Source organism: Brasilonema angustatum (genome assembly GCF_059505445.1).
This window is the reverse complement of the sequence record NZ_JCACKO010000138.1, coordinates 21,743-48,606: the sequence shown is the minus strand read 5'-3', so window position 1 is coordinate 48,606 and position 26,864 is coordinate 21,743. Positions and strand designations below refer to the sequence as shown.

Annotated in this window: 15 protein-coding genes; all 15 read left to right on the top strand. The window is 39.5% G+C overall.

Going from position 1 to position 26,864, the window contains the following annotated elements; all coding sequences use genetic code 11:
* Window positions 1-21 precede the first annotated feature (21 nt).
* Window positions 22-4,260 (top strand): SDR family NAD(P)-dependent oxidoreductase, encoded by a 4,239-nt coding sequence (locus AC5JM2_RS26390; RefSeq protein WP_495837782.1) that lies wholly within the window; start codon window positions 22-24, stop codon window positions 4,258-4,260.
* Window positions 4,257-9,131: an amino acid adenylation domain-containing protein gene (locus AC5JM2_RS26385; protein ID WP_495837781.1), complete on the top strand. Its 4,875-nt coding sequence runs from the start codon at window positions 4,257-4,259 to the stop codon at window positions 9,129-9,131. The genes AC5JM2_RS26390 and AC5JM2_RS26385 overlap by 4 nt, the downstream gene beginning before the upstream one ends.
* A 122-nt stretch (window positions 9,132-9,253) precedes the next feature.
* Entirely contained in the window at window positions 9,254-9,853 is a 600-nt protein-coding gene (locus tag AC5JM2_RS26380) for a LysR family transcriptional regulator (RefSeq protein WP_495837780.1), read from the top strand.
* 9 nt (window positions 9,854-9,862) lie between these two features.
* On the top strand, window positions 9,863-10,549 hold the full coding sequence (locus AC5JM2_RS26375) for a cupin domain-containing protein (protein ID WP_495837779.1): 687 nt from the start codon (window positions 9,863-9,865) through the stop codon (window positions 10,547-10,549).
* Between the two features lie 13 nt (window positions 10,550-10,562).
* Entirely contained in the window at window positions 10,563-11,357 is a 795-nt protein-coding gene (locus tag AC5JM2_RS26370) for an SDR family oxidoreductase (protein ID WP_495837778.1), read from the top strand.
* Window positions 11,358-11,537: 180 nt separating this feature from the next.
* A complete protein-coding gene (locus tag AC5JM2_RS26365) occupies window positions 11,538-16,454 on the top strand; it encodes an amino acid adenylation domain-containing protein (RefSeq protein ID WP_495837777.1) in 4,917 nt (1,638 codons plus the stop codon).
* Between the two features lie 74 nt (window positions 16,455-16,528).
* Window positions 16,529-17,545 (top strand): fatty acid desaturase family protein, encoded by a 1,017-nt coding sequence (locus AC5JM2_RS26360; RefSeq protein ID WP_495837776.1) that lies wholly within the window; start codon window positions 16,529-16,531, stop codon window positions 17,543-17,545.
* A gap of 45 nt (window positions 17,546-17,590) precedes the next feature.
* Window positions 17,591-18,754, top strand: coding sequence for an aldo/keto reductase (locus tag AC5JM2_RS26355; protein ID WP_495837876.1), 1,164 nt, complete (start codon window positions 17,591-17,593; stop codon window positions 18,752-18,754).
* 141 nt (window positions 18,755-18,895) lie between these two features.
* The gene (locus tag AC5JM2_RS26350) at window positions 18,896-19,831 is read left to right on the top strand and encodes an isopenicillin N synthase family dioxygenase (protein ID WP_495837775.1); all 936 of its coding nucleotides are present in this window, start codon (window positions 18,896-18,898) and stop codon (window positions 19,829-19,831) included.
* A gap of 20 nt (window positions 19,832-19,851) precedes the next feature.
* Window positions 19,852-21,483, top strand: coding sequence for a glycosyltransferase family 39 protein (locus AC5JM2_RS26345; RefSeq protein ID WP_495837774.1), 1,632 nt, complete (start codon window positions 19,852-19,854; stop codon window positions 21,481-21,483).
* A 68-nt stretch (window positions 21,484-21,551) separates the two neighbouring features.
* Window positions 21,552-22,022, top strand: a complete 471-nt coding sequence (locus AC5JM2_RS26340) for a GtrA family protein (RefSeq protein ID WP_495837773.1) — start codon at window positions 21,552-21,554, stop codon at window positions 22,020-22,022.
* A gap of 22 nt (window positions 22,023-22,044) precedes the next feature.
* Window positions 22,045-23,184, top strand: coding sequence for an SGNH/GDSL hydrolase family protein (locus AC5JM2_RS26335; protein WP_495837772.1), 1,140 nt, complete (start codon window positions 22,045-22,047; stop codon window positions 23,182-23,184).
* 39 nt (window positions 23,185-23,223) lie between these two features.
* Window positions 23,224-24,744 (top strand): MBOAT family O-acyltransferase, encoded by a 1,521-nt coding sequence (locus AC5JM2_RS26330; RefSeq protein WP_495837771.1) that lies wholly within the window; start codon window positions 23,224-23,226, stop codon window positions 24,742-24,744.
* A 40-nt stretch (window positions 24,745-24,784) separates the two neighbouring features.
* Window positions 24,785-25,147 (top strand): condensation domain-containing protein, encoded by a 363-nt coding sequence (locus AC5JM2_RS26325; protein ID WP_495837770.1) that lies wholly within the window; start codon window positions 24,785-24,787, stop codon window positions 25,145-25,147.
* A 161-nt stretch (window positions 25,148-25,308) separates the two neighbouring features.
* Window positions 25,309-26,715: an MFS transporter gene (locus tag AC5JM2_RS26320; RefSeq protein ID WP_495837769.1), complete on the top strand. Its 1,407-nt coding sequence runs from the start codon at window positions 25,309-25,311 to the stop codon at window positions 26,713-26,715.
* Window positions 26,716-26,864: the final 149 nt, after the last annotated feature.

The window sequence follows — 26,864 nt, the reverse complement described above, 5'->3', positions numbered from 1 at the left end:
TTAAGAAGGATATATAAGCTAATGCAGTTAGATAATGATAGTCAACTTTTTGCAAAATCAAGTCATCAAAGTTTTACATGTAAAGAAATAGAAGTTGCTATCCGGTCGAGTTTGGCTGTAGATGATTGTGTAGTAAGAAAGAAAAAAACAGAAAAGTTAAAACAGGAATTAGTTGCCTATATAGTTCCATCAGGCTTATTTGTACCAGAACAATTGTTGTCTCACCTGCAAACAATTCTGCCTACCGAATTGATACCCACAGCATTCGTAGCAGTTTCCACCATACCCTTAACAGATGCAGGGCAGGTAGATGAAATTACTCTAGCTTCTTTAGAAGTTATTGACACTGACTTAATGCGTCGCCAAGAGGAGCAATTAGAGTCATTGTCAGAAATTGAACGTGTTGCAGTGGTTGTTGAACCCCACGTTAAAAGAATTCCTCCCGTACATTTAGAAGATTTGCTAGGCGGAACTCAGATTGCTCCTGAAAATACTCAGCAAAAGGTACAAGCAACTAACAAGAGTCACAAGATAGAAAACTTGAACTCGTCCAAATCAAAAAAGCTAGCCATTAGTCATGGGGAACCACTGCAATACTCCGAAGACGCTCCCAAAACTTTAGCACAAGTACTGCAAAGAGCCGCCCAGAGTTCAACTAAAGGTATTATCTACATTCAGCCTGATAGTACCGAAAAAGTTCAATCTTATCGGAAATTATGGCAGGATGCTCAACGGATTTTAGCTGGATTGAGAAACCTAGGACTCAATCGAGCTGATAAAGTCATTTTTCAAATAGAAGATAATCAAGATTTCATCTGTGCTTTTTGGGGTTGCGTACTAGGAGGTTTTGTCCCAGTGCCAATCTCCATCGCCTCAACTTATGAGCCAACCAACAGTACCGCAAGCAAACTACAAAATACTTGGCAGATGCTGGGGAAACCTCTTGTACTGACGAGTGCTTCTTTAGCTGACAACATTGATGATTTATCAAAGTTTTTGAATTTAGAAAACTTTCAAGTTGCAACTATTGAGAAATTGCGTGAATGTGAACCAGATTTCAACCTGCATCAAAGTCAGCCAGAGGATTTAGCCATTTTGTTTTTGACTTCTGGTAGCACTGGTATACCCAAGTGTGTGATGTTGAATCACCACAATCTATTGAGTATGACAACTGGCTTAATTTTAATGGGTCATTTCTCCAGCCAGGAAAGCGTTTTAAACTGGATGCCTTTGGATCATGTCGGTGCGCTAGTTTCTCTTAGTATCATGGCTGTTAGTCTGGGTTGTCAACAAATCCATGTGCCTACTAGCTTAATTGTGCAAAATCCGCTCTTGTGGCTAGATTTGATTGATAAACATCAAGCTACGATTAGTTGGGCACCTAACTTTGCCTTTTCGCTGATATGCGAGCGTGCGATAGATATTAACCAAAAACAGTGGAATTTATCATCAATGCGTTTTGTCATCAACGCTGGCGAACCCATTGTCACTAAAGTAGCCAGGAGTTTTTTAAAGCTGCTTCGCCGTCATGGTTTACCAACGAATGCGATTCATCCAGCCTTTGGGATGTGCGAAACTTCTTCTGGTATTACTTATTCTGATAGCTTTTCTTTAGAAACTTCATCGGATGACACTTTATTTGTAGAACTAGGATCTCCAATTGCTGGTGCTTCACTGCGTATTGTTGATGAAAACGAACAAATAGTTACAGAAGGTACAATTGGGCGTTTACAAGTAAAAGGTGCATCTGTTACTTGTGGTTACTATCAAAATCCACAGGCAAACCAAGAAGTTTTTACCCCCGAGGATTGGTTTAATACCGGAGATTTAGGATTTCTCCATCAAGGGCGTTTAACTATTACTGGACGGCAGAAAGATGTAATTATCATCAATGGACTTAACTACTACTGTCACGAAATCGAAGCCGCCGTTGAAGAAGTTAAAGGAGTAGAAGTTTCTTATACAGCTGCCTGTGCAGTAGACTCATTCGGAATAAATATTGATCAACTAGCTATCTTTTTCAATACTTCCCTTTCTGAAGATGACAATTTAGTCACTCTGCTTAAGGAAATTCGCACTTCTGTTGTCAACAAGGTGGGAGTCAATCCAGACTATCTCATTCCAGTAGAACAAAAAATTATTCCTAAAACTGCCATTGGTAAAATCCAGCGCTCGCAACTGAGTCAACGCTTCAATACAGGTGATTTTCAATCCATTATTAAACGAATTGATATATTACTGGGTAACGCTAATACTATTCCTGACTGGTTCTACCGTCAAGTATGGCAGCCCAAATCTCCTATTACTTTTAATTCTTATTTAACTGTTATTAACTCCACTCTAGTATTTCTAGATTCTTTTGGCTTGGGGGCATATTTATGTCAGATATTATCAGAGCATAACCTTCCATACATCACTGTTTCACCTGGAGAAGATTTTCGTCAAATTAATCGCTCACACTACACAATAACTCCAGGACAAGCCAAGGACTACGAACTATTACTTGAATCTCTGGCAGTAGATAACATTATCATTGGGCAGATTCTTCATCTCTGGACTTATGACGAATATAGCGGAGAAATCACAAGCCAAGAAACTCTCCAACAAGCACAAGAAAATGGAATATACAGTTTATTGTTTCTGGTTCAAGCTTTAGCCAAAATTCAATGTTTTGACAATTCTGTCCAATTATCATTTATTTCCAGTCATACTCAATCTATTTCCTCAGATGATTTAATAGCTTATGAAAAATCAGCGGTATTAGGGCTGCTGAAAACCATTCCCCAAGAACTACCAAAACTGAACTGTCGTCACATCGATTTGCCTTTTGCTGAAGTTGAAAAAAATGGAGCTTATATCTTACAAGAGATGCAAGTTTCCTCAAAAGAACGAGAGGTAGCTTACAGGAATGGACAGCGTTTGGTTCCTCGTTTGGAAAAAGTTGATTGGACTAACAAACCGAAATCTCCAGTTACCTTCAAACAAGGAGGAACTTATTTAATCACCGGAGGACTCGGTGGTATAGGTATTGAGATTGCGCGTTATTTGTTGAAACATTACCAAGTTCAGCTACTGTTGGTTGGACGAACTCCAATACCCGATAAAAGTACTTGGAAGATCCATTTAGATAAAGAAGACACTATTGCACAACGCCTGAAAGCTTATCAAGAACTAGAACAGCTTGGAGGAGAGATAATTTACGAAGCTGTTGATATTTGTGACTTAAAACAGTTACAAATAATAGTTGAAAAAGCTAGCTCCCAATGGGGAAAGAATCTGGACGGAGTCATTCATTTAGCTGGAACTTTTCACGAGCAGCTTGTACTTGAAGAGCAAAAGGAAAACTTAGCAGCAGTGTTGCGTCCTAAGGTATTGGGTGCTTGGGCATTGCATCAACTGGTGAAAGATAATAAGGGCAGCATTTTTATCAATTTTTCTTCGGCACATGGTTTTTTTGGTAGCACTGCAGTCGGGGCTTATGCTGCTGCCAATAGTTTTCTTGATCGCTTTTCTCACTATCAAAATTCCAACAGTACCTTACAGAGCTATTGTTTTAGTTGGAGTATGTGGGATGAGACAGGGATGAGCCAGGGATATGAAATGAAGAATCTGATTCGTGCCAAAGGTTTTTATGTCATGTCTTCTTCTCAAGCAATATCTTCAATGCTTGCAAGCTTACAACATCAGCAAACACATCTATTTATTGGTTTGGATGGGAGCAACCAAAACATTCAACGTTGGCAGTCGTCTGCTTTTAATTTACAGAAGTTAACTGCTTATTTCACTGCCAGTAGTAACGAAGTTGTGCAATTACCAGACTTGCGAGTACAAGATTGCTTTGGAACTTCTTGTACTTGCAACTTGGTACAACTGCCCCAAATGCCTTGTCTCGAAAACGGCGAAATTGATCGCGTGAGCCTCATTAAGGGAATTAACACTCACGAAATTAGGAACCGCATTGAACCACGCAACGAGATAGAGTTCAAAATTGCTCAATATTGGCAACAAGTGCTAAAAGTTCCACTTTTAGGCATTCACGATAACTTTTTTGAGTTGGGAGGGAATTCCCTGCTAGCTAGTCAAATTATTTCTCGGTTATACGAAGATTTCTCTGTTGAGTTGTCTCTACAGCGTTTGTTTAAAGCCCCTACTATCGCTAGTTTAGCCCAAAGTATTGAAGCGATTCGAGGGGTTACTCAGGATACGACGAGTGCATCTATTGAGGCAATCGCAGAAGAATATGAGGAAGTAAGAATATGATAACAGAAGAGTTTTTAGCTAACCTGCAAACCAAGGGTGTAAAAATCTGGATTGACGGAGATCAACTTGGCTGTCGCGCTCCTAAAGGAGTCATGACAGCAGCCATCCAGCAGGAACTTAAAGAGCGCAAAACAGAAATCCTTGCTTTTCTCAAAGAAGCTCAAACAGCTACCCAATCTACCTCTTTCCCTCTAATGCCAGTTGCAAGGGATAGGGAGTTGCCTTTATCTTTTGCACAACAAAGGATGTGGTTTCTTCATGAACTAGATAAGGAAAGCCCATTTTATAATGAAAGTCTACAAGTGCGGATTGTTGGAAAACTCTCTGTGATAGCCTTAGAACAGAGTATCAACGAAATTATCCGCCGTCATGAAGCTTTACGAACTACCTTTGCGGTGAGAGAGGGGATACCTTTTCAGGCGATATCACCTACCTTTGCGTTAGCGAAGCGGGCGCTCTGCGCCATCGCCATACCCGTAGTAGATTTGCAAAATTTCTCACCAACTTCACTGCAACAAATAGTAACTCAAGAGGTTCGCAAACCCTTTGACTTGGGTATCGCTCCTTTATTGCGAGCTACTCTACTACGCCAAGAAGCAGAATCTCACTTGTTGATTTTGACTATACACCACATCATTACTGATGGCTGGTCAATGGGGATATTCTTTAAAGAGTTAGAAACCCTTTATCACGCTTTTACTAAAGGTGAACCAAATCCCTTACCAGAGTTAAAGATACAATACGCTGATTTTGCCCTCTGGCAACGCAACTGGTTCACTAACGAAGTTCAACAAAAGCAACTTGAGTACTGGAAACAACAGTTAGCTGGTGCGCCGCCCTTGTTGGAGTTGCCAACGGATTATCCGCGCCCTCCAGTGCAGACTTTCTCTGGTGCTACCAAAAAATTTCAAATCGAAGAGCATTTAACTTCTCAACTTGCAACCCTCAGCCAGAAGTCAGGTGTCACCTTATTTATGACCCTGCTGGCAGCTTTTGCCATTTTACTCCATCGTTACAGTGGTCAAGATGATATTTGTATCGGTTCGCCTTTTGCTAACCGCAATCGTCAAGAATGTGAATCACTAATCGGCTGTTTTGTCAACACTTTGGTGTTGCGTACTCAAATCGAAGATAATCCAAGTTTCTCTCAATTCCTCGAACAAGTCCGCTCTGTTGTTTGGAATGCTCACGCACACCAAGACGTACCATTTGAGCAAGTGGTAGAAGCACTACAGCCGGAACGTTCTCTTGGCTATAACCCTTTGTTTCAAGTGGTGTTTGTTTTAGAAAATTTTTCGCTCGATACTTTAGAGTTACCTGATATTAGTCTGACTCCAGAGATGGTAGAACGGGGTACGTCTCAGTTCGATTTGAGCCTCTCGATTTGGCAGACACAAAAGGGATTAATTGGATCGTGGGAATATAACAGCGATCTGTTTGAGGCGGATACAATTGCTAGGATGACTCTTCATTTCCAGACTTTGTTAGAAACAATAGTTAGCGATCCCTATCAAAAAGTTGGGGAATTAACTTTGCTAACTGAGTCACAAAGGCATCAGTTATTAGTGGAATGGAACGATACTCAGACGAATTATCCTCAAGATAAATGTATCCATCAGTTGTTTGAGGAGCAGGTGCAGCGTACCCCAGATGCTGTGGCGGTGGTATTTGGCAATCAACAACTGACTTATCAACAATTAAACACCCAAGCTAATCAATTGGCACATTACTTGCGCTCATTGGGTGTGAAAGCAGATGTGTTGGTGGGTATTTGTGTAGAGCGATCGCCTTTAATGATAGTAGGAATGCTGGGGATTCTCAAGGCTGGTGGTGCTTATGTACCCCTTGACCCAGCATATCCCCAAGAGCGTTTGGCGTTCATGCTAGAAGATGCTCAGGTATCGGTACTGCTGACCCAGGAAAGTTTAGTTAAAACCCTACCGCCACACAAAGCGCAGGTGATTTGTCTGGATAGTGAAGTAGCTTTGAGCACCAGCACTGAGAATTTTACTCACACTACGACAACAGACAATCTCGCTTATGTAATTTACACCTCCGGTTCCACTGGCAGACCCAAAGGAGTGCAAATTGAACATCGAGGATTGTTAAACCTCGTCTTTTGGCATCAACAAGCTTTTGCCGTGTCTTCTTGTGACCGCGCCACACAAGTTGCAGGAGTCGCTTTTGATGCTTGTGGTTGGGAAATCTGGCCTTACCTAGCGGTAGGAGCTAGTATTTACTTCCCCGATGATGAAACCCGGATTGATCCTGAGCAGCTGCGAGACTGGATGTTGTCGCAAGCAATCACCATCAGCTTTTTACCAACGCCAATGGCTGAAAAAATGCTGTCATTAACTTGGCCAGAAAATTCTGCTTTGCGGACTTTGCTCACAGGTGGGGATCAACTGCATCAGTATCCTTTAGATTCCCATCCCTTTGAGGTGGTGAATAATTACGGCCCAACAGAAAATACTGTAGTTACAACATCAGGTATTGTTCCTAAAAAACAACAAACTTATTTATCACCTACAATTGGTCGCGCGATCGCTAATACCCAAGTTTATATCTTAGATTCCCTGTTACAACCTGTACCCATTGGCGTAGCTGGAGAACTTTACATCAGTGGTGAGAGTTTGGCTCGTGGCTACCTCAACCGTCCCGGCCTGACCGCAGAACGCTTCATCTGCAATCCTTTCGCACCTGAAGGACGGGTTTATCGGACAGGCGATTTAGTTCGCTATCAAGCCGATGGCAATATAGAATATTTGGGTCGCATTGACAACCAAGTTAAGATTCGCGGCTTCCGCATTGAACTTCCTGAAATTGAAGCTACTTTAACTCAACACCCCCAAGTACGCGAGGCTGTGGCGATCGTCAGGGAAGATATACTTAGTGTGAAGAGTTTGGCTGCCTATATCATCCCAGAACTGGCACAGCCTACCAGTAATGAGTTACGCCAGTTTCTCAAGTCAAAGCTCCCCAGTTACATGGTTCCTGCATCCTTCACATTTCTAGAAGTTCTGCCAATTACGCCCAACGGCAAGGTAGACCGTCGTGCATTACCAGTACCGGAGTTTGAGTCTGATGAATCAACAGGTTTTGTTTCTCCGCACACTCACACTCAAGAAGTCTTAGCCAAGATTTGGCAGGAGATTTTATTACTTAAACAAGTTGGTATCCACGACAATTTCTTTGAATTGGGCGGAGATTCCATCATTAGTATGCAAATTATTGCCAAAGCTAATCAATATGGACTAAAATTGACTCCAAAACAAATATTTCAACACCAAACAATTGCTGAATTAGCCAGTGTTGCTGGTACAATTAATTCGGTTCAATCAGAACAAGGGTTAGTTACAGGTTTTATCCCTCTAACACCTGTTTTACACTGGTTCTTTGAGCGAAATCTGCCGGAACTGCATCACTTTAACCAATCTTTTCTGCTAGAAGTTCCCGCAAATTTGCTGCCGGAACTATTAGAGCAGGCACTACGCAAGTTAGTGTACCATCATGATGCTTTGCGTTTGCGATTTGTACAGCAGGATGGACAATGGCAGCAGTACAACAGTGATGCCTGGAATGAGGTATCGTTAGTGAGCGTAGATTTATCACATCTGCCTCAAGCGGAACAGTTAAAGGCGATCGCAAACAAAGCAGAGGAAGCACAAAGAATGCTCAACTTAGCAGATGGTCCGCTGATGCGGGTCGTCCTGTTTCAATTGGGTTATTCTCCCGGACGGTTACTCATTGTCATCCATCACACAGCAGTCGATGGTATTTCGTGGCGAATTTTGCTAGAAGACTTATCTAATGCATATAAACAATTAGAAATTGGCAAAAGTATCCAACTACCTGCAAAAACAACTTCCTTTAAGGATTGGGCAATGCGATTGCAGGATTATGCCCGTAGCCAAGAACTCCGTTCACAACTAGATTACTGGCAGGACTCAATGCAGTTCCCAACGGCTTCTTTACCGTTGGATTATACTGCTGTTGCCCAAGATAACACTGTGGCTTCCAGTCAGATTGTATCTGCATATCTAAGTGTAGAACAGACACGCGCTCTGTTGCAGGATGTTCCCTCAGCTTACAACACTCAAATTAACGATGTGCTGCTAACGGCGTTGGTGCAGACCTTCACTCGTTGGACAAGTTCTCCCTCTTTACTGATTGACTTAGAAGGTCACGGACGAGAGGACTTGTTTGAGGATGTGGACTTATCCCGCACAGTAGGCTGGTTTACCAGTATCTTCCCTGTGCTGTTAAAGCTGGAAAATCAAAATAATTTAGGAGAAGTTCTCAAGTCAGTCAAAGAACAACTACGCCGGATTCCTAATAAGGGTATTGGTTATGGCATCTTGCGTTATTTGAGTATAGATGAGAGCGATAGCGTTTGCGTAGCGCCCCCTATGCCTAACGGCACGCTTCCGCTATCGGGGCTAGCGCTGCTGCGTTCGCGGAGCGGCTCTGAAAGAGCTAGCGCAGATCGCCATCAATTACAAGCCCTCGCCCAAGCCCAAGTAAGCTTTAACTACTTTGGTCAATATGACCAAACGCAGTTAGCAAACTTGGGATGGAAATATGCCCAAGAGTCTAGTGGTTCTATTCATAGTTCCAAAGGACAACGCCACCATTTATTAAATATGAATGGAATAGTTGTTGATGGAAAGCTGAAATTAGAGTGGCAATACAGCGAGAAATTCCATCGTCGGGAAACTATAAAACAGCTGGCTCATGAGTATATAGAAGCCTTAGAAGCTATTATTTCCCACTGCTTCTCTCCAGAGGAAGGTGGTTACACTCCTTCTGATTTCCCGGATGTTGAGTTTAGCCAAGAAGGTTTAGACGAATTATTAGCAGAAATTGACTGAAGCGATCCAAGGATATCAATCTGGTTCCTATTTAACAATGCTCAACTAAATTCAGGAGGTTATTTATAACCAAGGTACCAATAACTCGCCACCAATAAATATCTTGAATATTTAGGAAAAATATGCTGAAATTTAAAATAGAGTTTAAACCTCGTATCCCTCCTTCAAAAAATTTAATCATAGGTACTTTGGGTCCTGCTGGTACTAGTAGTGACTATGTTTCCAAGTATATAATTAACCAGCTATCATCAGAAGATTTTACTGTATCAACTCAGTTATTTGATACTTTTTTAGATGTCAAAGAAGCCTTGCTGCAAGACAAAGTAAATTTAGCGTTGGTTCCTCACGCTTATGACCACATTAATGAGTTTTATATGGAGCCTAATTTTGAATTAGGCTTTATTTTTATATATCCCACTCCCGTTTATGGGTTGGCTAAAAAGAAAGATAAAAAGGCAGTTTTCAATGGATCTAGAATTGTGACTCATCTGGCTCCTCTACCTTTGTTAAAACAACTTTTGCCAGATACTCAAGATAAAGCACAAATCCAAGTTGATTTATCTCCTTCTACTAGCGATTCGGCAATGCAAGTCAAACAGGGTTTAGCCGATTTCGCTATTACTAATGAGAATGCTGTTAAAGCTTACGATTTAGAATTTATTTCTACTTATGGAAATATCCAGATGAGTTGGTCGCTTTTTCAGAAAAAAAGATTACATTAACAACAAGTTATGTCTAAATATTTTCCCCAACCAAAAACTATTATAATTAACTCTAATGTAGAGTTACTCGCCTTTCAATGCCAAGATACCGTTGTGCAGTTAGCTTCTATTCCCCCAGGCGCAACCTTTACATTACATAGCCATCCCGAAAGCCAAATAGGAATGCAAATTACGGGAAGGTTAGAATTTAATCTCAACGGTACAAAAGAAATTCTCGAACCTCTTGAGCAAGTGTATGTAGCTGGTGCTAACGTGCTGCATGGTTCTACCAATCCTTTTGCAGAAACAGCATTAGCATTTGATGTAAAACGCATCGCAAATGTGGAGGAACCTGAAGAGGCGATTTTAAAAGTTTCACCAACTCTCGATAAAATTACAGGTTTTGAATGTCAGTCTGTTATTGGTTCTTGGTTTGAAATTATTATTACTAAAATTGCTCCTAGAGCAATCATCCCAACTCGCCAAGCTGATAGTGACAAAATGGGAATAGTCCTCAATGGTAAACTAGCGATCACCATCCAATACGAACAAAAACAGTTAGAATATGGTAGTATTTATTATGCTCCTGCCGAGGCTTTATACGAGGGATATAATGCTTCTGATGAAACTGTAACTTTAATTGAGATTTTGATTAAACCTTCCTCTACTCTTTCAATTAAAGATGCTTGTTTAAAGACAGCACTAACTGCTTCCTAAAGGAATATTAATTATGGATTTAGGATTAACACAGAAAGTCGCTTTAGTGACAGGAGCCAGCGCTGGTATAGGTTACACCGTTGCTCAAAAGTTGGCAGCAGAAGGTTGTCACTTAGTAATTTGTGGTAGAAATTCTGAACGATTGGAACAAGCTTATCAAAGTTTTGTTGGTTCTCCAGCAAAAGTTATTCCCATTTGTGCTGATGCTCAAAATGCTGATGATTCTCAAAAACTAGTACAAGAAGCTATTACAAAATTTGGCAAAATCGATATTTTGGTCAATAATTCTGAGGGGGCAGCATTTTCTCTTGAACCTATAGAAAAGATCTCTGATGAAGATTGGGAAAATGTCTTTGAGCGCAAGTTAATGGGCTATATTCGCATGACCAATCTGGTGCTACCAACGATGAAAAGTCAGCAATGGGGGCGGATTATTAATATCATTGGCACATCAGGAAAAGAATCTTCTAGTCGTCTTGTAAAATCGGGGGTAGCGAATGCGGCCTTAATGAATTTTACTAAAACTGTGGCGACGCAAGTTGCTAAATGGAATGTGTTAGTTACTGGTGTTAATCCTGGTTTTATTGATACTCCTAGACATAGAGAATATTTAGAAGTATTTGCCCAACAGGAAGGAAAGACGGTTGATGAAATTATCGCCGGAAGTAATAAAATAATTCCTCTTGGTCGTCGCGGTTTATCTAGTGAAGTGGCAAATTTAGTTGCGTTTTTAGCATCAGAATGTGCTAGCTATATAACGGGTGTGACTATTCCGGTTGATGGGGGATTGTCAACTTCTGCTTTTTGAATTTATGGTTTTTATTTAGATTTATTTTTTTAACGTAGACGCATAGCGGCTTCCCGATAGCCGTTTGCGCAGCGCCCCCTTAGGGGCTAGGCGTGGCGTCAGCCATAGGGTAGCGCAGAGGCGCAGAGGGAGCAGAGAGAAAAGAGAAAACTTACATAAATAATATCAATTTTTAAAACAATGGTAGTTGCACAAAAGCCAAACAAAAGTAAAGATATTGAATCTATATATCCTCTATCGGCGATGCAGGAGGGGATGTTATTTCATGCTCTGTATGAGCCGGAATCGACACTCTATTTTGAGCAGTTTCAATTAACTCTGTATGGCAATTTAGATGTAGGTATATTTGAACGCGCTTGGCAAGTTTTAGTAGAGCGACATTCAGTTTTGCGGACTCTTTTTGTTTGGAAGAATCGCAAGCAAGCAGTACAGGTAGTACGTAAACAAGTTAATTTGCCTTGGTCTAATTTAGACTGGCGGATGTTGTCTCAGCAGGAGCAGGAAATCCGGCTAAATTCGTTTTTAGAAGCAGATAAAAAGCAAGGTTTTGAACTTGACAAAGCTCCCATTATGCGGTGTGCATTAATTCGGGTAGCTGATGAAACTTACGAGTTTGTTTGGAGTTTTCATCACTTGCTGCTTGATGGTTGGAGTTGGCCGATTATTTTCAGAGAATTATTTTCTATTTATGAGTCAATTCAGCAAGGTAAACAGTTAAATTTAGCTCCAAGTCGTCCTTTCCGCGATTATATTAATTGGTTGCAGCAGCAAGATTTGGCTGGGGCTAAGGCCTTTTGGCAAAAGAATCTTGAGGGTTTCTCTGCACCTACTCCTTTGATTGTAGAACGACCTATCGGGCAGAGTTCTCACCAACAACTATATATTGATGTTCTCTCCCAAAATCTATCAGCCCAGACGACAACAGCCTTAAAAACTTTTGCCCAACAGCATCATCTGACACTTGCCACGTTAATTCAAGCAGCTTGGGCTTTGTTGCTCAGTCGCTATAGTGGCGAGTATGACGTGGCTTTCGGCACTACTGTCTCTGGTCGTCCTCCGGTTTTATCCGGTGTAGAGTCGATGGTAGGGGTGTTTATTAACACTATGCCAGCACGGTTAAAAATATCTGAGCAAACTGATTGGTTAACCTGGTTGCGGTTGTTACAAGAAGAGTACATAGAACGAGAACAGTATTCATATACCCCACTGGTAGATATTCAAGGTGTGAGTGAAATTCCTCGCACTCAACTTTTGTTTGAAAGTTTGGTTGTCATTGAGAACTATCCTATCAATGCAACCTTGCAGCAACTTCCTGGGAATTTGAGCATCGGGGAAATTCAAGATAGGGGGCAAACTAATTATCCTCTAACAGTGGTGGCGATTCCTGGTGAGGAAATGACTGTCAAAATTAGTTACGATCGCGATCGCTTTCATGCAGGTATCATCGATCGCATGGCTGGTCATTTCCTCACTTTGTTAGAGGGAATTATCGCTGATCCTCATCGCACTCCAGGGGAGTTACCGCTATTAACGGCAGCTGAGGAAGATTTGCTGTTAAGAGAGTGGAATGCAACCGCAGCAGCGCATCCCATTAATCGTTGCATCCATCAGTTATTTGAGGAGCAAGTTGCAAAGAACCCCCAAGCCTTGGCGGTGGTATGTGACAACCAGCAATTGACATATCAGGAGTTAAACCAGCAAGCCAATAAAATCGCCCACCACTTACAACGCTTAGGTGTAAAACAAGATATCCCAGTAGGTATTTGCGTAGAGCGTTCGTCGAAGACGTTGCCGAAGGCATCGCTTGCTGCGATGATTGCTATTTTAGGCACGCTCAAGGCTGGGGGGGTTTGCGTTCCTCTCGATCCCCACTATCCGCCAGAGCGTTTAGCTTTCATGCTTCAGGATTCTCAAACACCAATCGTGTTAACTCAATCACGTTGGCGAGCATTACTTGAAGGTAATACGACTCGTCATCTAATTATGTTAGATGATGATGCGGACGTAATTAGCCAAGAATCCGAGACTAATCCGCAAATTGAAGTTACAACAGATAACTTAGCCTACCTCATCTATACTTCTGGTTCTACTGGCACACCTAAAGGAACGATTGTTCCCCATCGCTCGCTCACCAATTTAGTCGCACACCATCAGGCGAAAATGGCTACAGGTGTGGGTGTGCTTCAGTTTGCTTCCTTGAGTTTTGATGTCAGCTATCACGAAATATCCGTGGCTTGGGGCTTTGGCGGCACATTGTATCTTATTCCAGAGTGCGATCGCAAAGATTTAGATAAATTAATTCAATTACTGGCTAACAACCCAATTGGTAAAGTTTTTCTACCTGTTACCCTGTGGCAGCAATTAGCGGAAATCTACGGAGAGCAAGTACATTTATTTAACAACATTAGGGAAGCGATCGCTTGTGGCGAACAATTGCAAATTACACAGCCAATGATTAAGCTGTTTAAGCGTTTGCCTAATTGTACGCTCTACAATTTCTATGGCCCCACCGAAGCAGACTTAGTTACAGCTTATACCTTTAGCAAAAACCCAGATGAATGGCCGATTTATCCTCCCATTGGTAAACCAGCTGTGAATGTGCAAGTTTATCTATTAGACCGCAATCTCCAACCCGTACCAATTGGCGTATCTGGAGAACTCTACGTCAGTGGTGATGGCTTGGCGCGTGGCTACCTCCACCGTCCAGATTTGACCAATCAAAAGTTTTTACCTAATCCGTTTCACTCAGCACTCAGCAACGCCACTTGCAACAAGAGCGGCACGCCGCCCAACGCAGTGGCTCCTCAGCACTTGTATAAAACAGGGGATTTAGCGCAATACCTGCCAGATGGCAATATCCAATTTTTAGGACGGATAGATGATTTGGTCAAAGTCCGGGGTTTTCGCGTTGAACTAGGAGAAGTTGAAGCTGTTCTGAGCAAACATCTGCAAATTAATCAAGCAGTAGCAAAAGTGTTTGGGGAAAGTGCTAGGGAAAAATATTTAGTCGCTTACTTTGTGCCAATTCTTGGCGAGACAATCAAAGTCGAACAATTGCGAACTTTTTTGAGCGACCAACTGCCAGATTATATGATGCCATCGGCGTTTGTGGAAATGGAATCTTTTCCCCTTACGCCTAATGGCAAAGTCAACCGTCGCGCTTTACCAGAACCATCAAACAGCCGACCAGAATTAAGCCAAACTTATGTGGAACCGCGCACACCCACCGAAGAAATTTTAGCGGGAATTTGGCGAGATGTTTTAGGGTTACAAAAAGTTGGCATTTACGATAACTTCTTTGATTTGGGGGGACATTCTTTATTAGCAACCCAGGTAATTGCTTTAACGCGCAAAGCATTTGGCATAGAATTACCCCTTTTGAGTTTATTTGAGTCTCCAGCGATGGCACCTTTAGCCCAAAAAATCGCCACAGCTAACGCACCAAATCAACGGGAATTAGCCCTCACAAGGTTCTCATCTCAAGGCGAAGCCATCCCAATTTCTTTAATCCAGCTGGAATTTTGGTTTTTTGACCAATTCTATCCCGGCAATCCCATCTATAACTTGCCTTTGATCTATCGGATTACAGGTGCGCTAAACGAAAAAGCTTTAGAAGAGAGTTTAAGAGAAATTGTCCGACGGCATGAGACATTGCGATCAACTTTTCAGGTAAAAGATGGACAAGTCGTTTATGCGATTATTGACGAACCTGTATTCGATTTTTGCGTAATCGATCTGCGTCACATCCCCGCAGCCGAACGCGAAACTCAAGTTAAACAACTAGCTGAGAAAGAAATTAAGCAGCCTTTCGATTTAGCACGCGGACCACTATTACGCAGCAAACTGTGGCGTTTGGATGAACAAGAGTATCTGTTTATTGCCGTCACACACCACATTGTTGCTGATGGTTGGTCTTTTAGTATCCTCACCCAAGAATTAGCCCAACTTTACGCAGCTTTTTGTGAAGGTAAACCTTCTCCCCTAAAAGATTTACCTATCACATATAGTGACTTTGCTCAATGGCAAAGACAGTGGTTAAAAGGAGAAGTTTTAGAATCTCAGCTTCAGTTTTGGCAAAAGCATTTAGGCATTAGTCCACCAATATTGCAGCTACCAACTGATTATCCCCGCCCGCCAGTACGCACCTTTGAAAGTGCAGTTAAATCTGTAGTTATTTCCCAAAAACTAACCGATGCACTTAAAGCCTTGAGTCAACAGGAAGGCGTAACTTTATTTATGACCTTGTTGGCAGCATTCCAGACATTACTTTTTGCCTATACCAAACAGGAAAATATAATTGTCAGCAGTGCTTTAGCTAATCGCACCAGAATAGAAACTGAGGGATTGATTGGTTTCTTTGTCAATTTGCTACCATTCTGTACCAACTTAGGAGGAAACCCCAGCTTCCGGGAATTATTGGGTCGAGTGCGTGAAGTAGCTTTGGGTGTTTACGCTCATCAAGAAATGCCCCTAATCAAGCTAGTAGAAGAACTCCAGCCAGTGAGAGACCCTAGCTACACATTAATCAATCAAGTAATGTTTGTCTTTCAAAATACTCCAGAAGACAATTTAGAGTTTTCCAATCTGATTTTAAAAGAGGAGTTAATTGCTAAAGATACCAAAGATACCGCAGAATTTGATTTAGAGTTAACGCTCGAAGAAACATCAACAGGTATTGAAGGTTTGCTGGTTTATAGAACCGATTTATTTACAGATGCGACTATAATCAAAATGGTCGATAATTTCTTGACTTTGCTAGAAAAAATAACCATTAATTCTAACCAACCTCAAGCTGAACTTATCTTAGTATCTGAGCCTCCAAGCTTACCCAATCAAACTGTTACATTGCCAATATCGAAGGAATTTGTAAAACCGCAAAACCCTGATGAAAAAGTTGTGTTAGCTATCTGGCAAGATATTTTAGGACGAGAGGAGATTAGTACTCAAGACAACTTTTTTGAACTTGGAGGAAATTCTTCTCTAGCTCTTGAAGTTATCTGCAAAATCGAGTCAGCTTTCCAAGTAGAACTTCCTTTAACTTACCTGTTTGAGAAATCTACTATAGTTCAGCTAGCAGAAGCGATTCAAAATCAATAAAACAGCCAAGAATTTGAAATCTAATACTTAGACTTTGCTAACAAATTTGACTTGTAAATGTAAAGGTGAACAATATGGAAGTTACAGCTAATAATCAAAAATTTGAAGAAAACATAGCACCTAGTATTAAAAAAGTAACTCAACTATCTAACGAAGAATTACGTATATTGCACGAAATTCCTAGATTTAGACCGATTCTGCAAACTTTAGTCGTCATTGGTACATATTTCACCCTCTCATCTCTTGGTTTCTGGTTGAATAACTGGGCAGTTTGGTTATTAGTCTGGTTTGTGCAAGGATTTTTATTTGTCTGCATTTTTGCGGCAATACATTATTGTTCTCACAGTAGTTTGTATAGGTCAAAAAATGCTAACCGGTTTGTGGGAACTTTCTTGTCATTAGTATTATTGATGAACTTTTATTTTCACAAATATATTCATTTAGGACATCATCAAGAAACAAGAAATAAAGGTATCATCGTAGGAGATACCTCAGGTTGGCAGACATTTCCCGATATCAAAACTTATTTTCTTGCTTTGACATATTTTTATCCACTCGCGACATGGAAGAATTGGTGGATAGCAACCAAAGGATTGTATATAAACTCTTTGATAAATCCTCAGCAAGAAGAATCGGACGTAGCAATTAAGTTTTACGTGAACTATTTTAAAACCCCAGAACAACGCCAAGTAGTTTTACAAAATAATTGGTTGTTATTGGGTTGGGTTGTTGTAATGGCAGGATTAACAGTAATTTATCCCTGGGTGCTTTTTTGTGGTTACTGGATACCATTATTAACTTTTGCTGCTCCATTCGGCTTCATATTAACTATTACAGATCACTATGGCTGTGAGTCTGGCTTAAATCACAACGAATGGAATAATACAAGAACAATGCTTTCTAGCCCTATCGTTAGGTTTTATTACTTTAATAATAATTACCATGTAGAACATCATCTTTACCCAAGTATGCCAGAGCATAACTATCCCAAGATTCATGAGTTAGTTAAACATCGCCTCAATTCTGTGGAAAAATCATACTTTATGTTTCATCTCAAAGTAATGCAGGGTTTGATTGCGGCGAAAAGTTAGTAGATATGGTTGTATGCTTAAAGTCTAATCAAAACACATTTTATGATGCAAGATCGTAGATTTGGGCGTACAGAGTTGCCAATGCCAGTCTTTTCATGCGGCGGAATGCGCTACGCCTATACAGAAGATAAAGAGCTTAGTCAAGAACAAATTCCCGATGAAAATCAGAAGAATCTAGAAGCTACTATTCATCGTGCTTTAGAGGTTGGCATTAATCACATCGAAACTGCCCGCATCTATGGAACTTCGGAGATGCAATTAGGTGCTATTTTACCGAAGTTGCCTAGAGAAAAAATTATTGTACAAACTAAGGTTTGCCCCACATCTGACTCTGAAGAATTTCGCCGTTTGTTTGATAAATCTTTAGCTTTATTAAAGCAAGATTATATTGATTTATTAACAATACATGGCATTAATTATGAGCCACAGTTTGCCGATACCACTCGCCCTCATGGTTGTCTTGATGTAGCGCGACAATTACAAGCGCAGGGTAAGGTAAAGTTTATTGGCTTTTCTACCCACGCGCCAACAGATTTAATTATTAAAACTATTAAAACCAATCAATTTGATTATGTAAATTTACATTGGTACTACATTAATCAATTCAATTGGCCTGCTATTGAAGCCGCCACGCGTCACGATATGGGGGTATTTATCATTAGTCCATCTGATAAAGGTGGAATGCTTTATAAGCCGCCACAAAAGTTATCGGACTTATGCTATCCTCTCAGCCCGATGGCGTTTAACGATTTGTTTTGTTTAAGCCATCCGCAAGTACATACTTTAAGTTTAGGTGCATCGAAACCATCAGATTTTGATGAACATTTGCAGGTGATAGAACTTTTAGATAAAGCTGATGAAATTTTATTGCCAATTTTAACTCGGTTAGAAACAGCCGCGATCGCCTCTCTCGGAAAAGACTGGTATAGTACCTGGCACATTGGTTTACCCCACTATAGCCAAACTCCTGGTGAAATTAATATTCCAGTTATTTTATGGTTGCGAAATTTAGCGATCGCTTTTGATATGTGGGAATATGCTACAAGACGTTACAACCACTTAAATAATGCCGATCCTTGGTTCCCTGGTAAGACAGCCGAACGAGTTAGAGAATTTGATTTAAGCGATTGTTTGCGTCATAGTCCTCATGCTGACAAAATCCCAGCTTTATTAGAAGATGCCCATAGGTTGTTAGCTCAACCTAGTTAAGAATAAATTGCGGAGTGGTTTACGATATAGTGGCAGTCCGAAATCGTATTCAAAGTATTAAACACTCTACCCTCATCAGCACATTTTGGAACCCTTAGGACCGAAAACTGACTGAAACTAACTAAAGAGGATATCGTTTATATGCAAATTCCGGTCATTGACTTCAATCCTTTTCTAACTGGTGACAAAGTTGCAAAACAAGCTGTGGCTTCGCAAATCTCTCTGGCTATTCATGAAGTCGGGTGTTTTTATCTCAAAAATTATGGTATTTCTCAGAATCTAGTCACTCAAGCCTTTTCACAAGTTGAGAGCTTTTTTGCCCTACCAGAAGATGAAAAAGAACAAGCATCGTTCTTTCCAGACCGGAATCTTCGTGGATATCATAACTTTAAAAAAAATGAAGATCGGCACAACGCCAATGAATTAATGACAGAAGGATTTCATTTCGGTAAAGAAATTACTTACGATGAAGTTAGTGATATTGAAGATCCTTTTTTTGAACCGAATAAATGGCCTAAAAATCCTACTCAGTTTCGTGAAGTAATGATGGAATTTTTCAATTTTTGTCATGAAAGTGCCTTGAAAGTATTGCAAGCCTTAGCTATTGCTCTGCAAATCCCACAAGATTACTTTACAAATTTATATTTAGATCAAAATCACGGTATGGTTTGGCATCACTACCCATCTATTTATCACCCTCCAGAAAAAGGCAAAGTTTATTTGACAGAACATACCGATATAGGAACCCTAACATTTTTATTTCAAGATTCTGAAGGTTTAGAAGTATATACAAATTCTGGAGAATGGGTTGTAGCGCCCTTCATTCCTGGCGCAATTATAGTGTTGGTTGCAGATTTGATGCAACGATGGACAAACGATAAGTTCCGCGCCACACCACATAGAGTTATAGTTCCCACTCAATTGCATAGCGCCAAACAAAGGTACTCATGCGCCTTTTTTACAGGTCCCAATTATGATGCGCCAATTAGCACAATTAAGACTTGCTTAGATAAAGATGAAATTCCTAAGTATCCACCAATTTTAGCCAAAGAATATTTCAAGCAACCAAAAGGATAGCTACAGATTAGAAAAAATCAATGGACAAACTACAATTGCTAACAAAGTCAAATCCTCCAACTTGGTTAAAATTTTTGGTAATTAGCCTGATTGGTTTAGGTATTTTCTTTCGCTTTAGTCATTTGGGACAAAAAGTTTATTGGTACGATGAATCTGCTACATCGCTGGCAATATCTGGTCATACCTTAGCCGAGGTCAAACAAGAAGTTTTTAACAATTGGGACAATAGTAAAGACGTAATTCTTGTCAATACCTTAGACAAATATCAACACATTAATCCAGATAGATATGTGGTTGATACAGTGCGTTATTTAATAACTTCAGATCCACAACATCCACCTTTGTATTATGTGATGGTGAGATTGTGGGCGCAGGTCTTCGGTGATTTTCCGGCAGGAGTCAGGAGTTTATCAGCAGTAATTAGTTTGTTGGTATTTCCTAGTGTGTATTGGCTGTGTTTAGAGTTGTTTGAGTCACCACTAGTTGGGTGGGTAGGAATGGCTGTGATGGCGGTTTCTCCCTTGCAGGTTTTCTTTGCTCAAGATGCACGAGAATACGGTTTATGGATGGTGACGATTCTAATATTCAGTGCTGCTTTATTACGAGCCATGCGCCGAGAAAGTGGCTGGAGTTGGGTTGTGTATGCTCTTACCCTAGCCTTAGGATTGTACACTCATTTATTAACAGCTATGGTAGCGCTAGCTCATGGCATTTATGTAGTTATTACGCAAAAGTTTCGTTTCAACACAACCCTGCGTAATTATCTAGTAAGTTCCATTGCGGCTGGCTTAATGTTTTTACCCTGGCTCATTGTACTCATTACCCAGGTTCATACTGCCACAAATCTTTTGTCATGGATAACATTTAAAACAGATAGTATTTTCGACTTAATTGGTATTTGGCTCAGTCGGATTAGTAGAATATTTTTTGATTATAATTTAGCTTCCGATAATGCTTGGATTAATAATTTACCTTCAGAAAGCCCTTTATATTATAGTCTTTCTACAATAATCTTTATTTTAATATTATTTATTTATATTATTGCTTTTTTCAAAGCTTATTTATCAAATAAAATCGGTTTATTTATTGCTTTACTAGGAGGAATTCCAGGTTTAACATTGCTTTGCTATGATCTAATTTTTGGAGGTATTCGCTCCATTCATTTTCGTTATCAGTTACCGTTATACCTCAGCATTCAAATTACTGTGGTCTATATTTTAGCTTTCCATCTTGTCTGGGCGAAGAACTGGCAAAAAACCCTTTGGCAATTCATGTTGGTGGGATTACTCACTTGTGGACTAGTTTCTGATGTAAAATTTTTTCAGGCTAAAGCTTGGTGGCCGCAAATAGGTGGCAAGAATTTGTTAGCAATGAGTCAAATTATTAATCGATCTAATAGTATTTTATTACTGAGTAACAAAAATGATTATAATTTGGGAGTTTTCCTTACATTAAGTCATAATTTAGAGCCAACAACTCCCTTACTTTCCATACAAACTAACCAATTACCAATGATGGATCAAGATAACAAATCAATTTTCTTCTTTGACGATCTAGAAAATAGTTTAGCCTCTCAACTTCAACAGGATAAAACTAACTCACTGAAACTAGTGTACCCTCTTGAAGGCTTTTGGCAACTTGATAAAAATTAGAAAGCTTGAATACCGGTATATGTGATTGTTGAAGTCTCAAGAAAAAGTATGAAGGAAGTAAAATTTGCATGAAGCAATATATGAATTATTTTAATACTGTCGTTGTCAATTACAAAGCTCCATTATCTACTTATTCAGTACTTTTCAGTCGCTTTACTCGCTTTGCTGTAGTTGGTTTTAGTGGAGTATTTGTAGACTTAGGGACATTCTATTTCTTGCATAGTTCATTGTGTTTAACGTTAACTATGAGTGCTATGCTTTCAACAGAAATAGCAATTATTAATAATTTTATTTGGAATGATTTATGGACGTTTAATGATGTATCTTATCAGCTAAAAAATAATCAAAAATTGCAACGTTTTATTAAATTTAATCTAATTTGTTTAGTTGGTCTTGTTTTAAATAGCCTAATTGTAAGTTTGCTATTTTATAAATTCCAAGTGAATGAATACATAGCTAAATTGATGGCGATAGCTTGTGTAACACTTTGGAATTTCTGGCTCAACCTGAAGATAAACTGGCAACAAGTAAGAGAGTAGTTCTAGATATATAAGAAAAACTATGTTAAAACCACTAGTAATGTTTGGGTACAGTTTAGTTTTTATAATAACTATATTTTTTACTTCCGGCTTTTTAAATATAGTTTTACCCTATTCCCAAACTATCCAAAATCTTGGGGAAATCAGTGTTAAATGGCAATATTTCACTGAACATAAAAATGATTACAATGCTATTTTTCTGGGTCCAAGTACTACTTACTTTGGCGTAGTACCAAAATTATTTGATGAGTACATGACAAAACAGGGTAAAAGTGTAAAATCTTTTAACTTTGGGATATCAGGTGCAAACGTCTCAGAAATAGATTTTTATTTACAGAAAATTCTGGCATTAAAACCAGCAAACTTAAAGTGGATATTTCTAGACTGTTCAGTTGACTTATTCATAAACTTTGGTTCTACTTCTGCTCAGGAGATATACTGGCATACTCCTAGCAAAACATTAGAAAATTTTCAGTTAATTTTGGAATCATCAATCGATAGCTGGACAGTCAAAGTTCCCTATTTATACGCGAACTTCCAAAGCTTTATTTACCAATGGCTGGGTCTCGCTCAGCTTGCTAATTTTTGGCAAGAAAGAATATTAAATTTAGATTTATCTAATGCAGATCCATTAGCAAAAGTATCTGAAGATAAACTGTTACAAGAATCGGGGTATTATGCCATAGATTGGCAGAAAAAAGCAGAGAAATGGCAGACACTGTTCCGAGCGAATGGATTAGATAGTTATCTCAAAAATCTCAAAAATGAACAAGTAAAGTTAGCTAATTTAAATTCAGAAGATGTCTTCAATAATTCATCCACAATATATGGAGTGCAAATGATGAAAAATATTGTTGCCCGGATTGAACAATATCAGCAAATTAATAAAAATAAAATTGACGCTATATTTTTCATTCCTCCCCTTTTAGAAACTGATTCCAACCCCTCTGCGCTTTACAAAGCTTACGCATCAGGATATATCAATACTTTATTTGCTTTTAATAATCCTAATAATTTTCCTAATTTATATGCAGTAGACCGCCGAATTGATAGCGCACATCTTAATCATCAAGGTGCAAAAGAATTCACTTTTTTACTAGGATCACAATTTAATCAACATTTAAATAATTCAGAAAATAAACTGGTAAGTTCTAGGAGTTGAATAACAAGTTCAATAACTATTAGTACAATGTAAATCAATATGATATTCACAGAATTTCGATTTGTATTTTTCTTCCTGGTTGTTTTCTGCGTCTATTGGGCTTTACAGAAACACAATCATCGTAAATGGTGGCTGCTAATCTGTAGTTATATATTTTATAGTGCTTGGGATTGGCGATTCCTTTTTCTGCTCTTGCTATCGACAATCATTGATTACTTTGTCGGGTTAATGCTATCCAGACCACAGATTAGTGATGTGTCAGGCAAAGAAATTACCAAGTCTGAGGTAGTACAAAAACCAGAAACTACAGGTTTAGGATATTGGAATGCCTTGCTGAACAAGCCACAAAATCAGCAGCAACGCAAGGCATGGTTGATACTTAGTTTAGTAGCGAATTTAGGAATATTAGGTTTTTTTAAATACTACAACTTCTTCAGCGATTCTGCTGCTAATTTATTAAGTTTTTTGGGTTTACCTATCAGCCTGAAAACTATAAATATTATTCTCCCAGCAGGAATTAGTTTTTATACTTTTCAAACTCTGAGTTATTCCCTTGATATCTATCTAGGTAAACTCAAACCTGTGAAAAACTTTTGGGATTTTTCTCTCTTTGTAACTTTTTTCCCGCAACTGGTTGCGGGACCAATTGTTCGTGCATCAACCTTTTTACCCCAACTGCTAACCCCAAAAAATTTAAGCGAGGTAGATTTTCGGGGATGTTTCATGCTGTTTCTTGTAGGGTATTTGAAAAAAGCTTGCATTTCAGACAATCTTTATCCTGTAATAGAACAGTATTTCCAGAATCCAGAAAATTATACTTTCGTGAGTTGTTGGATTGCTGTTATTTCTTTCGTCATACAAGTATACTGTGACTTTTCTGGTTATTCTGATATGGCGATAGCCTCTGCCGGTTTACTTGGATACAAACTACCTCTCAACTTTAATTTTCCCTACCTTTCTAGTAATATCACTGAGTTGTGGCAACGCTGGCACATTACCCTCTACAGTTGGTTGCGAGATTATGTCTATATTCCTTTAATGAGAAAGCGACCAAAAGCTCAACGAACAGAACTATTTGAATATAGAAATCTTCTCATTTTGATGCTTCTATCAGGACTATGGCATGGAGCTGCTTGGCATTTTGTAGTTTGGGGAGGATTGAATGGAATCGCTTTAATTATTCACAAGCAATGGTCATCTCGAATCGCTCCTTATAAGGGATTATTAGCACTAAGAAAGATGCTAGGTATTCCCCTAACAATGTATTGGTTTTGTGCTTCTGCCATCTTCTTTCGGAGTAATGATATTAGCAGTGCTATACAAATAGAAAAATCCTTTTTATTCTTGACTTCTCTTGGCTCTCAAAACCTCAATCTCCAAATTGCATGGATTTTTGTACCTTTAATTATCCTCCACTGGGCAGCTTATAAAGGTTGGTTTACTCAATGGTGGCGTCAAATTCCTAGCTGGAGTTTTGCTGTTGTTTTTGGGGTATTGGTTTCCGGCTTATTTCGGCTGACAGTTATCAGTCCTCAACCGTTTGTTTACTTTCAGTTTTAGTGTGCAATAAAGCAAATAAAGAACCATAGAGACGTAGATAATGCTAGTTGTTGCGTGGTTGCGAAAAACCCTTAAGGTAGAGTTACCTATAAGCTGTTTGTTTGATTATCCAACGATAATCGAGCTAAATCGGCAGATTTCAGAATACCGCGAAAATGAGTTGAGACTCCTAACTTCATCTGTTAAACCATTACTCCGGACAAAAAAAGAGTTGCCAATTTCTTTGATTCAGCTGGAGTTTTGGATATTAGCTCAATTAAATCCGGGTATTCCCGTCCATAACATTCCTCTGGCTTATCGGTTAACGGGTTTACTCAATGTCACAGCCCTAACACAAAGCATCGTTGAAATTGTGCGTCGTCACGAAGCCTTGCGAACTACTTTTGCGATCGCAGAGCGGTAACTCAGTTTCTATTGTTACTTGAACTGATAATTACTAATCCCGAATCTGGTCTGAGTGAACTTTCCTTATTATTTCACAAGCGTAATTCTCCATACCGTGCTATATAAATACACATATTAATTATTAAAATATACAAAATCCTGATTTAGAAAACAAAAATTATGTCAAACATGATGATGGAAGAAACAAAGCTGACTATTTTGCGAGAAATGCGACTATTTCTCGTTGTTTGGGTAGGACAGTTGATTGCCCTAATTGGTTCAACTACCACTGGCTTTGCCTTAGATCTTTGGGTTTACAATCGCACTGGGTCAGTCACCCAGTTTGCATTTGTATCCCTGTTCAATACTCTACCTTACGCTTTAATTTCCCCTATAGCCGGACCTCTGGTAGATAGGTGGGATCGCCGTAAGACAATGATTATCGCTGATCTGTTGGCGTGTTTAGGAACGATCGCGATCGGCGTTTTATTCATCATGGGTCGGTTAGAAGTTTGGCACATTTACCTAGCCAATACCTTCACTGCTGTTTTTATGGCTTTTCACGCACCTGCTTATACAGCATCCACAGTTTTACTAGTACCGAAACAGCACCTCACCCGTGCTAACGGTCTGATGAGTCTGCTGTATGGCATTTCCATCATCATTGCACCAACTCTAGGAGGTATTCTACTTAGTATTATTCATTTGCAAGGGATTATTCTGCTTCACATCGCCAATGTTTGTATTGCTGTTGTCTCCCTAATGCTAGTCAGATTTCCACAAGTCAATACAACTGCTATTGTAACCGCCAAAAGTTCATTGCTAAATGAAATAACCTACGGATTTAAATATTTGATAGCTAGACCTGGACTGCTAGGACTAATGTTGTTCTCTGCTTCCAGCCTTTATCTGGTGGGAGGGATTAATGTCATAACTATACCTCTGGTGTTAAATTTCGCTTCCGTAAACGTTCTAGGAACTATTATGTCGCTATTTGGCATTGCGCTTTTAACTGGTGGCTTGCTGATGAGTATCTGGGGAGGGCTAGAACGAAATGTATATGCGATCTACGGTTGTATGCTTTTGAATGGTATATTTATTTTCATAGCCGGTGTGCAACCTTCTCTTATCGTCTTCACTGTAAGCATTTTCTTATTCTCCTTGACACAACCAATAGTTTCCAGTTCTACGCAAGTTGTGATTCAAAATAAAGTAGAACCGAGCGTACAAGGTAGAATTTTTGCACTCAAAGGAGCAATTGAAGCTACAGCTTTACCTATAGGTCAAATCACGATTGGGGCTTTAGCTGAGAAAGTTTTTGAACCCTTAATGGCTACTAATAGTTATTTCGCAGAAAGCATTGGACAAATCATCGGTGTTGGGTCAGGTCGTGGTATGGGACTTCTACTAATGATGATGGGAGTATTGACAATTTTAGGAACCTCTATGGCCTACTTGTACCCTCGCCTACGGTTTGTCGAAGATGAACTGCCTAATGTTAGTCATGCAGTGGCGATCTCTGCTGATACAATTTATAGAGCGTGCGATCAATTAAATCCAGACCCTTCTGAAAGCCAAGCTTTTTAACTTTAAGTATGAATTAAGCAATAAGATCTATAATTTTTAATTAGCAGGCTTTGTAGTACTAATTCATGACCAGTCCTAAGATTTTCAAATACTATCTATAGCAGTCCTATTTCATTTGTGAAAAAAAAAGTACATTTGTACATTCTTCC

Bases quoted from the DNA above. Each gene is read 5' to 3' on its own strand.
- AC5JM2_RS26390 (WP_495837782.1), top strand. From the start codon at position 22: ATGCAGTTAGATAATGATAGTCAACTTTTTGCAAAATCAAGTCATCAA.
- AC5JM2_RS26385 (WP_495837781.1), top strand. From the start codon at position 4,257: ATGATAACAGAAGAGTTTTTAGCTAACCTGCAAACCAAGGGTGTAAAA.
- AC5JM2_RS26380 (WP_495837780.1), top strand. From the start codon at position 9,254: ATGCTGAAATTTAAAATAGAGTTTAAACCTCGTATCCCTCCTTCAAAA.
- AC5JM2_RS26375 (WP_495837779.1), top strand. From the start codon at position 9,863: ATGTCTAAATATTTTCCCCAACCAAAAACTATTATAATTAACTCTAAT.
- AC5JM2_RS26370 (WP_495837778.1), top strand. From the start codon at position 10,563: ATGGATTTAGGATTAACACAGAAAGTCGCTTTAGTGACAGGAGCCAGC.
- AC5JM2_RS26365 (WP_495837777.1), top strand. From the start codon at position 11,538: ATGGTAGTTGCACAAAAGCCAAACAAAAGTAAAGATATTGAATCTATA.
- AC5JM2_RS26360 (WP_495837776.1), top strand. From the start codon at position 16,529: ATGGAAGTTACAGCTAATAATCAAAAATTTGAAGAAAACATAGCACCT.
- AC5JM2_RS26355 (WP_495837876.1), top strand. From the start codon at position 17,591: ATGCAAGATCGTAGATTTGGGCGTACAGAGTTGCCAATGCCAGTCTTT.
- AC5JM2_RS26350 (WP_495837775.1), top strand. From the start codon at position 18,896: ATGCAAATTCCGGTCATTGACTTCAATCCTTTTCTAACTGGTGACAAA.
- AC5JM2_RS26345 (WP_495837774.1), top strand. From the start codon at position 19,852: ATGGACAAACTACAATTGCTAACAAAGTCAAATCCTCCAACTTGGTTA.
- AC5JM2_RS26340 (WP_495837773.1), top strand. From the start codon at position 21,552: ATGAAGCAATATATGAATTATTTTAATACTGTCGTTGTCAATTACAAA.
- AC5JM2_RS26335 (WP_495837772.1), top strand. From the start codon at position 22,045: ATGTTAAAACCACTAGTAATGTTTGGGTACAGTTTAGTTTTTATAATA.
- AC5JM2_RS26330 (WP_495837771.1), top strand. From the start codon at position 23,224: ATGATATTCACAGAATTTCGATTTGTATTTTTCTTCCTGGTTGTTTTC.
- AC5JM2_RS26325 (WP_495837770.1), top strand. From the start codon at position 24,785: ATGCTAGTTGTTGCGTGGTTGCGAAAAACCCTTAAGGTAGAGTTACCT.
- AC5JM2_RS26320 (WP_495837769.1), top strand. From the start codon at position 25,309: ATGTCAAACATGATGATGGAAGAAACAAAGCTGACTATTTTGCGAGAA.